Here is a 12,408-nt window from a genome sequence, read left to right on the forward strand (position 1 = left end):
ATTTCTAATCTATAACTCAAACCCATGCAAAAAATTAAATTCGGCCTGCTCGCTATTACAGCAGTGGCCATGTTCTCCTGTAAACAAACCGAAAAAAAAGAAATTGCAGAAGTTTCTTTAACCAACGACCAGCTTATTGCTAAGGCAAAAGAAATTCAGCAACACATTATTACGCTCGACACGCATTGCGACATTAATGTTGACAATTTTACCGACTCCATTAACTACACTCAAGACCTGGATACACAAATAACACTCCCTAAAATGGAAGAAGGCGGTTTGGATGTTGCCTGGCTTATTGTATACACGGGGCAGGATTCGTTAAATGCCGAAGGCTACAAAAAGGCTTATGAAAATGCCATTTCCAAATTCGAGGCCATCCATAAACTTTGCGAAGAAATAGCCCCAGATAAAATCGGTCTGGCATTAACCTCCGATGATGTGCGGAGAATTCATTCCGAAGGCAAAAAAGTGGCAATGATCGGTGTTGAAAACGGGTACCCGATCGGGACAGACATTGGCAATGTTAAAAAATTCTACGACCTTGGCGGCCGTTACATGTCGTTGGCGCATCAGGGCCATAGCCAACTGGCCGACTCCAATACCGGGGAAAAAGACAGTATTTGGCTAAACAATGGCTTGAGCGAACTTGGCAAACAGGTAATTGCCGAAATGAACAAATACGGTATGATGATCGATGTTTCGCACCCTTCCAAAGAATCCATGCGCCAAATTATAGAGCTTACCAAAGCCCCGATCATTGCTTCCCACTCCTCTGCCCGAGCATTGAGCAACCACAGCAGGAACCTGGACGACGAGCAACTGGAATGGTTAAAAGAAAACGGTGGCGTAATACAAACCGTGGCTTTTTCGCCATATGTAAACGTTAAAAAAGACAGTGTTTTTGATGAAGAAGTTAAAAAGGTACTTGCTATGGAAGCCGAAAAGGCAGGTTTTCCACTTTTAGAACGTGACAGCGTTATGAAAATGCCGGGAGATCAACGCAAAGCCTATTACGAAAAATATATAGCCATGCGAACCGCTGCAAAACCAAAACTGGACTCCCTGAGTGAAGTTGCAGACCCGGTAAATGTTGCCGATTTTGTGGACCATATTGATTATTTAGTTGAAAAAATTGGCATAGACCATGTTGGTATTAGCTCCGATTTTGATGGTGGTGGTGGAATTTACGGTTGGAACGATGCTTCTGAAACCATAAACGTAACTAAAGAACTGGTTAAAAGAGGCTATACCGAAGAAGAAATTGAAAAATTATGGAGCGGAAACCTCTTACGCGTTCTGGATGAAGTTGAAGCCATTGGTAAAAAAATCCAGGCCGAAGCCGAAGGTACAACTGAAGCAGATAATGTAAGCTAAGTACGTTTTACATACAAAAAGGGATTTAAACATACCTTTAACAATTATAAAGCATCGAAAATCAATTCGGTGCTTTATTTTTGCGTGAAAATTAAATGTTATGAACATCAAGAATTTTAGACTCATCAGCATATTAGAAGGAATTTCTTATTTATTACTCTTCGGCGTAACCATGCCACTCAAGTACATGGCCGATTTTCATGGTCCGAATAAAATTATCGGAATGATTCATGGAATCCTTTTCATTACATATGTAGCAATGGCTTTGGTACTTCAACGCAAGCAAAACTGGTCGTATGCTACCTTGTTCATCATTTTAATGTGTTCTGTTGTTCCGTTCGGTACATTTTGGATGGAACGTCGCTATTTACGCCCCGCATAAAGAAAAAAGACTTTTTTCCGGACAACCAAAATCCTCTAATTTTTCGTACATATTTTGTGCGGAACAAACTTATTTTTACAAGTTGTTGACCAACAATTGTTTACCCTATAACAAATAATTATAAACAAGATGCAAAGTAGTTTTAAAGATATAATAAACGTAAATAAACCTGTATTAATAGATTTTTATGCAGATTGGTGCGGCCCGTGCCAAACAATGATGCCTATTTTAACCGAAGTAAAAGAGAGCTTGGGCGAGCATATCAACATTATTAAAATAAACGTAGACAAAAACAAAGAACTGGCCAGCAAATTTCAAGTACGCGGGGTGCCTACTTTTATGGTTTTTAAAAACGGGGCATCGGTATGGCGCGGCTCTGGAGTAGTTTCTAAAAACGACTTGATAAAACTGCTAAAAAGTTATGTTTAATGAAATCGTTTTTAAGCATCCTTTAATGCATTTTTCAACAATGTAACCGGGTGTATGGCCTCTCTTTTGGTGCCGTCTTTTATTTGGTGTCGGCAACTGGTGCCATTGGCAACAATAATTGTATCTGGGTCTGCATTGCGCACGGCCGGAAAAAGCCGTAACTCCCCTATTTGCATGCTTACGTTGTAATGCTCCTTTTCATACCCAAAAGAACCTGCCATCCCGCAACACCCAGAATTAATCATGGTAACGCTGTAATTCTTTGGAAGGTTGAGCACATCAAAAGTAACTTTGGTATTGGATTGCGATTTTTGATGGCAATGTGCATGGTATTTAATGGTTTTTGCTTCTTCGGTAAACAGGTCTGCGGTAATATTTCCTCTTTTTATTTCTTCTGAAAGGAATTCTTCGATAATAAAACTGTTTAGTACTACCTTTTTTGCATCAGGTTCATTATCGGCCAACCTTAAGTATTCGTCTCTAAATGATAAAATAGCCGACGGTTCAATGCCAATAACAGGACAATCTTTGCCAATCAACACTTTTAATTTGGCTATATTTTCATTGGCCAGTTTTTTGGCCTGCTTCAAAAAACCTTTGGAGATAAATGTGCGTCCGCTTTCTCCATAAAACAAACTCACGTTATATCCCAAAGCTGTTAATAAGTCAATGGCATCTTTACCAACATCTGCGTCCAAATAATTGGTGAATTCATCAATATAAAGAATAACTTTATTATTTTTAACTATCTTATTTTTAGTATTTTGAATGTGTTTATTGAAATTAAAACTTTTAATTTCAGGTAATGTTCTTTCGGGAGCGATATTCAACATATTTTTTAACAGTACGCTAGAAAATTTGCTGTTTGCCAATAGAGAAAAGCTACTTCCCAATTTATTCAAACGCGTATTAAAGGCAAAGGCTTTGTCGCGCAAAGACGGCGGATTATCTTTGTAATATTGGTATAAAAATTCGGCTTTTAACGTGGCCACATCAACATTGCTGGGACATTCGCTTCCACAGGCCTTACAGCTTATGCATAAGTCAAAAACTTCTTTTAGCTCTTTGCTGTTAAACTTATTCTGTTTGGTAGAAGTTGTTAAGTACTCGCGCAATGCATTGGCGCGTGCACGAGTGGTATCTTTTTCATTTTTGGTAGCGTGGTAACTTGGGCACATCACCCCGTTGGACAGGTGTGTTTTCCTACAATCTCCACTTCCATTACATTTTTCGGCCGCCCGTAGAATCCCAAGGGAATCAGAGAAATCTATCAAGGTCTCAACTTCGGGCTCTTCCCTGTCCGCTTCATAACGCAAAGATGTATCCATGGGGGCTGCATCCACAATTTTCCCCGGATTGAATATATTATTGGGGTCAAAAGCCTTTTTAATACGCTTCAACAATTGGTAGTTCCCCTCGCCTATCATCAACTCCACAAATTCGGCCCGCACCCTTCCATCGCCATGTTCTCCGCTCATGGATCCTCCATATTTTTTTACCAAATGGGCAACATCGGTAGTAATTTGCCTAAAAAGCTGTATATCTTCGCTTTTTTTCAGGTCCAAAATGGGTCGTAAATGCAATTCTCCTGCCCCCGCATGTGCATAATACACTGCATTTTGTTTGTATTTTTCCATGATGGCCGAAAATTCTGTGATGTAAGCGCTTAAATCTTCAATATTTACGGCGGTATCTTCAATACAGGCAACTGCTTTTTTATCGCCCACGATATTACCCAACAAACCCAGTCCCGCTTTTCGCAATTCCAGTGCCTGGTCAATCTCGGCACCATAAAGCAACGGATGTGCATAACTTAGGCTATTGTCGAGTGTTTTCAGCAATGCCGCGGTTTTTTCTTCCAGTTTATTTTTATCATCATCCCTTAATTCCAACATTAAAATGGCCTGTGGGTCGCCTTCAATAAAAAACCGGTTGGGCAATTGCGATTTGTTGTTTTTTGTACAGTCCAAAATCACCTTGTCCATCATTTCGCAAGTAAATAGGTCGTGCTGCATTACTTCGTAAACAGAACCGCAACAATCGGACACGCTTTTGTAATGAGCCGCAATCATTACCGCCTTTTCGGGCATGGGTGCATCGAGCTGTAATTTAAGCTTGGTGATAAAAACCAAGGTTCCTTCGCTTCCGGCAATGAGTTTACACATATTAAACTGACCGCCATTGGAACTAAAAGGCTGTAGTTTCAACAATTCATCGACTGCATATCCTGTATTTCTTCTGTGAATTTCCGGTTTCGGGAAATTTTCGTGTATTTGTTCCTTAATGCCTTCAGCAGATAATTCATCATATATTTTTCTGTAGATATCTCCTTCCAATGTTTTTAGCCCAAGCTTTTGCTGAAATTCTTCTGCGGACAAAGATTTAAAAACAGCCTCGCTCCCATCACTTAAAACAGCCTCGATTTCTAAAACCTTATCGCGGGTAACACCATATTTTATTGATGTTGTGCCACTGGAGTTATTACCGGTCATACCCCCTATCATGCATCTATTGGAAGTTGATGTATTGGGCCCAAAGAAAAAGCCGTAGGGTTTTAAGTACAAGTTGAGCTCATCGCGGATCACGCCTGGCTCAACGGTAACGGTCTTTTGTTTTTCGTCGACTGCAAGGATTTTGGTAAAAAATTTGGAAACATCCACCACAAGGCCCTCGCCTACACATTGTCCCGCCAGTGAAGTTCCTGCTGTACGCGGTATAATTGGCAAATTATTACCATTGCAAAACGTAACAAGTAGCTTGATGTCTTCAAGGTTTGCCGGGTAAGCCACTCCAAAAGGAATAGCACGGTATACCGATGCATCGGTTGCATAAATTGTTCTGTGAAGCTTATCGAAAAAAAGCTTTCCGTTAAGCTTTGATTCTAAATCGGTTAACATATTTTTAGGAATATTTAACAAGACTGTGTCAACTTTAAGTTAAATTAGTACCGTATTTATTACAAATCAAAAACTAAATTTATGAAAAAGCTAATATTTTTTAGTGTTTTAGCAATAGGATTTGCAACAAGTGGGTTTTCCCAGGAAATTTCAAAAAATGCGCTCGGTCTCCGTTTAGGACAAGGCGACGGTTTTGGTGCGGAAATTTCGTATCAAAGAGCCATTGCGGCCAGCAACCGGTTGGAATTTGATTTGGGATGGAAAGACAATAGCCATTACGATGCTTTTAAAGTTACGGGCTTGTACCAATGGGTATTCCCTATTGAAGGCGACTTTAACTGGTACGTTGGTGCCGGTGGTGGTTTAGGCGGATATGATCATGACGATGATTATATTGATGGTAATGACTATGATGACAGCGGAATGTTTGGTTTTTTGGCCGGGGATGTCGGCGTGGAATACAATTTTAATATTCCGTTATTATTGTCGTTGGACTTTAGGCCTGAACTTGGCTTTGGAGATTTCGATGATGATTTTGATTTTGATATTGCATTGGGTATCCGATACCAATTCTAAAAACATAATAAAAAAAAGCCAAAGAGCCCTGAAAATACAAAGTTCAGGGCTTTTTATTTGTTAATTGTCTTTAAGGATTGGAATGAAATTTTAACTTTGTAGGGAATAAAACAGTATAAATAGAAATTAATGAGAAAAATTGGAAGTATTCTTTTATTATTCGTTGCATTAGTAGCTTGTAATAAAACAAAGGATAACACATACAAAGTAACCGTAAACGTAGATGGTGTTGAAGACGGAAAGAAAGTGTATTTACAAAAACCGGTAGATGGCCAACGCCCAGAGGTTCTTGATACATTGGAAGTTAAAGAAGGTTCTTTTGAGTTTTCTGGAGAAACAGAAGGCCCGGAAATGCATTACTTATATTTTGAAGGCATTCGGGGTGTTCTGCCTATTATTTTAGAAGAAGGAAATATTTCTGTTACGGCATACAAAGACAGCCTTAATTTCTCTAAAATTGAAGGAACCCCGTCTAATGAAGATTTTACGGCCTTTATACAAAACTCAAGAAATATCCGCAAAAAAATGATGGATATTCAAAAACAAGGCATGGAAGCGCAACAAAAAGGCGACACCGTTACCTTGAACACTTTAAAAGAAACATTTGAAGAAGTACAGCAGGAAGCTAAAGATTACGAACAGGATTTTGTGGCAAACAACAAAGATTCGTACATCTCATTGTTAGTTATACAACAAATGATGCGAACCAAGTCTAAAACCCCGGAAGAAGTAAACACGCTGTTCAAAGGTTTGTCAGAAGACATACGAAATACCGAAATGGGAAAATCCATTGCAAAAGAACTTGGCGATATAGATAAATTGGCCATTGGAGCCATAGCTCCCGATTTTTCTGCGCCCACCCCCGACGGAGAAACAATTTCTTTAAAAGAGTCTTTGGGAAAAGTTACCATCCTTGATTTTTGGGCTGCATGGTGCAAACCTTGCCGGGCCGAAAACCCCAATTTGGTAGCATTGTACAAAGAATACCATGATAAAGGATTAAATGTAGTTGGGGTTTCTCTGGATAGAAAAGCCGAAGATTGGAAAAAGGCCATTGAAGAAGATCAATTACCTTGGAAGCACATGTCTAATTTAAAATTTTGGCAAGATCCAATAGCCCAGTTATACAATATTCGCTCTATTCCAGCTACCTATATTTTGGACGAAGACGGAAAAATTATAGCAAAAGACCTTCGCGGTGAAGCTTTAAATGAAAAAATAGCAAGTTTATTGCAATAACCGTAATACGGAATATACTCAAACAAAAAAACGGGTTGCCAATTTTAATCGGTAGCCCGTTTTTGCTTGCTAATCCAATTTTTTATTATTTAAAGAAATATCCTATCGAGAATTGAATAACACGGTTACGTTGATTTAAATCGAACAATTCCTCTTAAATTTCCACATTGGGCTGTTGGGCCTTCATAGGATACTAAATTTATTTGCTTTTTAGAGTAAGGCCCGCCTACCCCGACTGCATGCCATGCATTACTTACCTGGATATATTCTTCTGACCCTATACCATACAAATCTTCTGTAGCCAGCAAGGAAGCAATCCTGGCTTCGATAAATTGAGAAGAAGGGGTTAAGTATTCCGTAAGGGTTTTATAAGCTATTTTTTCTGCTTTCTCTATACCTATGCCTGTTACGCTGTAATTTTCGCCATTATCGTTTACATCTTCCCCACCTTCAGTAAGTAAATAAAACCAAAAGTTTGCTATACCACTATTTATGTGTACTCCTCCATTGTCTGTGGCCATATCGTCGGGATTTGCCCAGTTCATGCCTCCGTAGGTATCCGGTTGATTAAAGTCGTTTGGATTCGACATACTTCTCATCGATCCATATTGATAGATTTCATTACCTAACTGCCATATGTCTTCTGGGGTATCTTTTCCTACATTAAACTCTATTGCGATACCAAACATATCGCTAAAGGCCTCGTTTAACGCCCCTGATTCTCCTTGATAAATTAGTCCGGCAGAAAATTGTGTAACGGCATGCGTTAACTCGTGGCCTACAATCCCTAATGATGTAAAGGGGTTGTTGTTGCTTCCATCTCCAAATTGGGCCCATCCACCGGTCCATGATGCATTGCTGTATCTATTGCCTAAATGAGCAAGCCCAATTATGGTCATTCCGTTATCGTCTACACTATTTCTGTTAAACTTGTCGGCATAATAGTTTATAGATTGTTCCAGCCCCCATTGAATATCAATAGCGACTTCATCATGCGAGGGATTGTTAAGGTTCCATAAGTTGTCTCCGTCAACAAATTCAGTGATGATCTCATCAGAAGGGTACGGTGCATTGTTCATGTTCCATGTAACTACTTCTGTATCGAATTTTCCCGTAATTCCGCCTAATTTAAACCCTTCTTCAAAGCGGTGGGTTGAAAATTCCACATTTCCAGAATAACGACCAGCACCCGTACCTCTGTAATAATCGGTATCCATTTGCAAGTCTAGTTTTAAAATGACATTGCCAGAGTTGGCATCTACATAAATTGTTTGACTGGATTGGGGCTGTAGCGCATATATGTTGTATTTCCATGCCAAATGATGGCTTTTTAACTGCGAAGAAAATTCTGGTCCTACATACACCAGCTCTCCTTTAGGCTTACTGCCTATTTTTTTGTCGAGCATTGAAGCCATTTTGGTGCTTTCCCAAATATATTTTTTTGCACTTACCATCGCCAATGCTTTATTTAAAGCGGTTTCTGCGCCAATGGAAGGGCTACTGCTTAATGGCTGGATATTTTCTGTTATGGTACCAAATGCCGCAACTTCCTTTCCGGTCTCCCTAACTTTATAATAGGCGCCTTCCCTATTAAAACCTTGTTTTTTGCGTCGAGGTTTTGTTTTAGCTCCTGCTGTTTAGCCTTTAGTATTTCCCGCTCCAGACGGCTTTTTACATTTTTGTTTCTCTACCTAATAAGCAGTATTGCCAAAACAAGAATACCCACTACCAGTATAAGTCCGACCACATAATACTTAAAACGTTTTTTTTCTTCGTTCAGGGCTTGTATCTGCGACCGGGTTTTGTATTCCTGCTCCAATTTTAACCGTTCTACATTTACGGCTTTCTCTTCTATGTTCAAGCTGTCCCTTATGGCATTATAGCGCTCGTAATACTGGGCGGCCTTTTTATAATCTTCTTTACTAATATAGGATTTGTATAAAATATTAGTTACTTTTTCATTGGTGAAGCTATAAAAATTATCCTTGTCCAAATTGAGTGTTTTAGCGGCGTACACGATGGCAGAATCGTTTTGGTTCCTCATGTAATAATATTGAGAAAGGGAGCTATATACAAATGCTTTGGTAGAACTGTCAATAGGGAGTTTGGTATTGGCCAATGCTTTTTCGAAGTACTATTTTGTTTGCAGGCTATCGCTTTTTAAATAATAAGCACGCGCCAAATTGGTATATACATACACATTTAGGGTATTGTTTTTAAGCTTTTTGGAAATTGAATGTGCTTTTTTTGAAGTAATACAAAGAAGAATCAATATCGTTGCTTAAATAAAGGGTCCCCTATTGTTAAGGATCTTTACCAATTGCACCGAATCGTTTTTCTTTGCCTGATACGCATAAACGTGCATAAAATATTCCATTGCCCTGTCTTTGTCGTTGCCTTGGGCATAAATAATGGCCAGGTTGTTTTCCATTTTGGCCATTTCGGTATGGTTGCCCTGCTTTTTATAAATGGCATAGGCTTTTTGGTAATAATCCAAGGTTACATCCAAAACATCTTTTGATGAATACATTTTGGCGGCCGTAATATAAATAGGTGCCAAAAAGGCTTCGGGGTCGTTGGATTTCTTCGCTTCGTTTTCGGCCAGTTCCAAATACGTAATGGCCCTTTCCCAGTCTGTGCCCATAAATTGCAAAGCGATTTGCTGGCTTAGCTCAATTCTTCTCTCAAGGTTTTCCGTAAGGTTTAAACTGTCTATCAATTTGCTTTGCGGACTTTGGCAATAACCATATCCCACCACCAAAAGCATCAAGAAATATATTATTTTTAGCCCCATTGCACATTACTAAAGAACATGTATTGCAAAATCTCCGCTTTGCGGAAATATTGAAAAACAAATTCCATTTGGTATTTTTAAAAAGAAGGGCCTAAGATATTAAAAAAGTGTGTTTTTTAATGGAATATGTCCTGATTTCTGTTTTTTAACATGATTACTCTTCACCACAATAAAAAAAGGATTACCCTAATGGCAATCCCTTTTCTATTTTTTATATATGAAGCTGATGTTATTTCAGCTCAAAGGAAGCATTTATGGTAGCTTTTACGACCATTTCCCCGATTGCTATTGTGTTTTCGGCCGAGCCACTGTCTGAAGCCTTCATCATTTCCATTCTGTATACAGGCTGTGGCGGCGCGATAGATCCCGATTCGGATATATTCATGGCCTTTCCAATGCTCTGGCCAATGGCCGCAGCATATTCATTTGCCTTTTCTTTTGCATCTTTAATCGCGGCAATGCGGGCCTGGGAGTTCAGTTCATCTATTTTAGTGGACTTGAAAGTCACGCCATCGATCCTATTAATACCGGCATTCAAGAGCCCTTGTGTAAACTCGGCATATTTGCTTAAATCCTTCAATAAAATGGAAATGGACTGGTTGGCCACGTATTTATATTCCTTGGTTTGGTAATCGTAGTTTTTGTTCAGGTTGATATATTCGGTCTTTACATCTTTATCGTCGATTTTCATCGACTTTGTATATTTCAAAACTTTGTCAATAGCAGCATCGTTATCGGTCTTAACCTTTTGTGCCGAATTACCTTCGCTTTCCACACGGACTTTTATCAATACTTGATCTGGAACAACTTTTATGGTGCCTTCCCCTTCAACAGAAATAGAAGGTGTTGCCATTTGCTGTGCTTGTAAATTTGTAATACCCATAATTGCGATTGCTAAAATGATTATTTTTTTCATAAATCTTGCTTTTTGATTTTTACTATAAATTATTTGGTTTCTTTTTATAATAGCATACCATACCAAACACGGTGCCAAACTATATTTTTCCGGTTTTTTCCAGTATAAACAAAACAATAATCGGTATGGCGAGCAAGGCAACCATTAAAGGTTCTTGCGTAACGAGCGACGGACTAAAGATAAGTGTCATTACATAACCGCCAATGGCGCCGCCAAAATGTGCCGTATGACCTATGTTCCCTATGCGCGCCTTCATCCCGTAGATAGAATATAGCAAATAGCCAATTCCAAAAATATAGGCCGGTATGGGAATGGGTATAAAGAAAAACGCCAACCGCATGCCGGGTTGCAATAAAATAGCGGCATAAAGCACGCCTGTTACTGCACCACTTGCGCCAACTGCACTGTAATGGTATTCTTCTTTATGGAAATTAAGCGACAATAAACTACCCGTAAGCAAACTAACAAAGTAGATTACCAGAAATTTGGGGTCGCCAAAATGGCGGACTACAATGGGGGCAAAAAAATAAAGCGTCAACATGTTAAACAGCAGGTGCGTAAAATCTACATGCAGAAACCCCGAGGTTAATGCCCTTATGTGCTCCCCACGGCGAATGGCGCCTATGTTGAATTTGTAACGTTCGAAAAAAGAGAAATCATTAAAGCCTTTTATGGAAACCAATACGTTGGCGGCAATAATAACAATGGTTGCAATACTTAAATTCATAAACAACAAAAAGGTTTAGCATCAAATATAGCTATATTTCCTCTTTAACGGATGAGATTTTGATGCGAAAAATATAAATCCGGGTTTCATCTAAAAAGTAGAACTGTAATTTTCCTGCCAATTTTTTTAATAAATTTCCCACGAAAAAAATTTGTTTACATTTGCCAAAATACTTACTGGATGCAATTACTGATTTATTTGCTTACCTACCCCATTTTATGGTGTATATCTATTCTTCCGTTCCCTATATTTTACAAGGTTTCAGATGGTATTTTTATGCTTTTGTACCATGTAATTGGATATAGAAAAAAACTGGTTTTAAAAAACTTAGAACTTTGCTTTCCCGAAAAAAGTGAAGCCGAACTACTGGTTATCAGAAAGAAATTTTACCAACATATGTGCGATCTTTTCTTGGAGATGATAAAATCGTTGACCATGTCGCGCAAAGAAATGGACAAAAGGGCGGTATTCCACAATTTGGAATTGCTCGACAAATATGCCGAGGAAAATAAAAGCGTTGCCCTGCTTTGTGGCCATTATGCCAATTACGAATGGGTGCTCTCTCTTGGGAACCACATAAAACATAATGGTTATGGCATTTATTCACCTTTAACAAATAAGTATTTTGACAGGCTAATAAAAAAAACCCGGAAAAAAAATGGCGGCGAGCTCGTTTCCAGGTACAATACAGCCAAGGTAATTTTAAAGCATCAACGAGAAAACCATTTGTCGTTGTATGGTTTTGTAAACGATCAATCCCCGCAGGTACAGCATACAAAATACTGGCGGGAATTTTTTGGTGTAAAAGTGCCTGTTTTTACTGCCGCCGAGACCTTAGCAAAGAAATTCGACATGGCCGTGGTTTTCTTTTGCATAAAGAAAGTTAAACGAGGGTATTACGAAACCACCATCGTAAACATAACCGATAGTTCCAAGGATTTTCCCGATTATAAAATAACCGATATTTATTGGGAATACTTAGAAAAAGAGATAAGTAACCAGCCCGAATACTATTTATGGACGCACAACCGCTTTAAACACAAAGACAAGGCCCCAAAGGATTAGTTAGCT

The 12,408-nt window shown here is 38.9% G+C and carries 13 protein-coding genes; 7 read left to right on the top strand and 6 right to left on the bottom strand.

All coding sequences use genetic code 11. The features are described from left to right. Positions 1–24 precede the first annotated feature (24 nt). The 3 genes from UXI14_RS10415 (at position 25) to trxA (ending at position 2,188) form a co-directional block, all read left to right on the top strand. Complete coding sequence (locus tag UXI14_RS10415) at positions 25–1,377, top strand: dipeptidase (RefSeq protein ID WP_335966084.1); 1,353 nt, start codon at positions 25–27, stop codon at positions 1,375–1,377. 100 nt (positions 1,378–1,477) lie between these two features. Further along, positions 1,478–1,759, top strand: a complete 282-nt coding sequence (locus UXI14_RS10420) for a DUF3817 domain-containing protein (protein WP_277899291.1) — start codon at positions 1,478–1,480, stop codon at positions 1,757–1,759. A 129-nt stretch (positions 1,760–1,888) separates the two neighbouring features. Further along, complete coding sequence (gene trxA, locus UXI14_RS10425; RefSeq protein WP_277899290.1) at positions 1,889–2,188, top strand: thioredoxin; 300 nt, start codon at positions 1,889–1,891, stop codon at positions 2,186–2,188. An 11-nt stretch (positions 2,189–2,199) separates the two neighbouring features. Here trxA and UXI14_RS10430 read toward each other — a convergent pair whose 3' ends face one another. Continuing rightward, positions 2,200–5,085, bottom strand: coding sequence for an FAD-linked oxidase C-terminal domain-containing protein (locus UXI14_RS10430; RefSeq protein ID WP_335966085.1), 2,886 nt, complete (start codon positions 5,083–5,085; stop codon positions 2,200–2,202). A gap of 81 nt (positions 5,086–5,166) precedes the next feature. On the opposite strand from UXI14_RS10430, the gene UXI14_RS10435 reads away from it, so the two are divergent. Both UXI14_RS10435 and UXI14_RS10440 read left to right on the top strand, forming a co-directional pair. Beyond that, positions 5,167–5,661 (top strand): hypothetical protein, encoded by a 495-nt coding sequence (locus UXI14_RS10435; RefSeq protein ID WP_335966086.1) that lies wholly within the window; start codon positions 5,167–5,169, stop codon positions 5,659–5,661. Positions 5,662–5,790: 129 nt separating this feature from the next. After that, on the top strand, positions 5,791–6,900 hold the full coding sequence (locus tag UXI14_RS10440) for a TlpA disulfide reductase family protein (RefSeq protein ID WP_335966088.1): 1,110 nt from the start codon (positions 5,791–5,793) through the stop codon (positions 6,898–6,900). A gap of 125 nt (positions 6,901–7,025) precedes the next feature. Here UXI14_RS10440 and UXI14_RS10445 read toward each other — a convergent pair whose 3' ends face one another. Further along, entirely contained in the window at positions 7,026–8,306 is a 1,281-nt protein-coding gene (locus tag UXI14_RS10445) for a M4 family metallopeptidase (protein WP_335966089.1), read from the bottom strand. Between UXI14_RS10445 and UXI14_RS10450 the strand changes: the two genes are divergently transcribed. Continuing rightward, on the top strand, positions 8,296–8,475 hold the full coding sequence (locus UXI14_RS10450) for a hypothetical protein (protein WP_335966090.1): 180 nt from the start codon (positions 8,296–8,298) through the stop codon (positions 8,473–8,475). The genes UXI14_RS10445 and UXI14_RS10450 overlap by 11 nt on opposite strands. Positions 8,476–8,587: 112 nt before the next feature. Here UXI14_RS10450 and UXI14_RS10455 read toward each other — a convergent pair whose 3' ends face one another. The 4 genes from UXI14_RS10455 to UXI14_RS10470 form a co-directional block, all read right to left on the bottom strand. Continuing rightward, positions 8,588–9,019: a hypothetical protein gene (locus UXI14_RS10455; RefSeq protein WP_335966091.1), complete on the bottom strand. Its 432-nt coding sequence runs from the start codon at positions 9,017–9,019 to the stop codon at positions 8,588–8,590. Positions 9,020–9,181: 162 nt separating this feature from the next. Beyond that, positions 9,182–9,694, bottom strand: a complete 513-nt coding sequence (locus UXI14_RS10460; protein ID WP_335966092.1) for a tetratricopeptide repeat protein — start codon at positions 9,692–9,694, stop codon at positions 9,182–9,184. 229 nt (positions 9,695–9,923) lie between these two features. Next, on the bottom strand, positions 9,924–10,610 hold the full coding sequence (locus tag UXI14_RS10465; protein ID WP_335966093.1) for an SIMPL domain-containing protein: 687 nt from the start codon (positions 10,608–10,610) through the stop codon (positions 9,924–9,926). A gap of 79 nt (positions 10,611–10,689) precedes the next feature. Further along, complete coding sequence (locus UXI14_RS10470; RefSeq protein WP_335966094.1) at positions 10,690–11,337, bottom strand: rhomboid family intramembrane serine protease; 648 nt, start codon at positions 11,335–11,337, stop codon at positions 10,690–10,692. Positions 11,338–11,517: 180 nt separating this feature from the next. On the opposite strand from UXI14_RS10470, the gene UXI14_RS10475 reads away from it, so the two are divergent. After that, positions 11,518–12,402, top strand: a complete 885-nt coding sequence (locus UXI14_RS10475) for a lysophospholipid acyltransferase family protein (protein ID WP_335966095.1) — start codon at positions 11,518–11,520, stop codon at positions 12,400–12,402. The last annotated feature ends 6 nt before the right edge of the window (positions 12,403–12,408 follow it).

This window comes from Galbibacter sp. PAP.153 (assembly GCF_037029175.1).
In the GTDB taxonomy this organism is placed as follows: domain Bacteria; phylum Bacteroidota; class Bacteroidia; order Flavobacteriales; family Flavobacteriaceae; genus Galbibacter; species Galbibacter pacificus.

What these genes read in the sequence shown, in the direction of transcription:
- UXI14_RS10475 (WP_335966095.1), top strand. Translation starts at nt 11,518, where the DNA reads ATGCAATTACTGATTTATTTGCTTACCTACCCCATTTTATGGTGTATA.
- UXI14_RS10435 (WP_335966086.1), top strand. Translation starts at nt 5,167, where the DNA reads ATGAAAAAGCTAATATTTTTTAGTGTTTTAGCAATAGGATTTGCAACA.
- UXI14_RS10460 (WP_335966092.1), bottom strand. Translation starts at nt 9,694, where the DNA reads ATGGGGCTAAAAATAATATATTTCTTGATGCTTTTGGTGGTGGGATAT.
- UXI14_RS10470 (WP_335966094.1), bottom strand. Translation starts at nt 11,337, where the DNA reads ATGAATTTAAGTATTGCAACCATTGTTATTATTGCCGCCAACGTATTG.
- UXI14_RS10420 (WP_277899291.1), top strand. Translation starts at nt 1,478, where the DNA reads ATGAACATCAAGAATTTTAGACTCATCAGCATATTAGAAGGAATTTCT.
- UXI14_RS10430 (WP_335966085.1), bottom strand. Translation starts at nt 5,085, where the DNA reads ATGTTAACCGATTTAGAATCAAAGCTTAACGGAAAGCTTTTTTTCGAT.
- UXI14_RS10465 (WP_335966093.1), bottom strand. Translation starts at nt 10,610, where the DNA reads ATGAAAAAAATAATCATTTTAGCAATCGCAATTATGGGTATTACAAAT.
- UXI14_RS10445 (WP_335966089.1), bottom strand. Translation starts at nt 8,306, where the DNA reads ATGCTCGACAAAAAAATAGGCAGTAAGCCTAAAGGAGAGCTGGTGTAT.
- trxA (WP_277899290.1), top strand. Translation starts at nt 1,889, where the DNA reads ATGCAAAGTAGTTTTAAAGATATAATAAACGTAAATAAACCTGTATTA.
- UXI14_RS10440 (WP_335966088.1), top strand. Translation starts at nt 5,791, where the DNA reads ATGAGAAAAATTGGAAGTATTCTTTTATTATTCGTTGCATTAGTAGCT.
- UXI14_RS10415 (WP_335966084.1), top strand. Translation starts at nt 25, where the DNA reads ATGCAAAAAATTAAATTCGGCCTGCTCGCTATTACAGCAGTGGCCATG.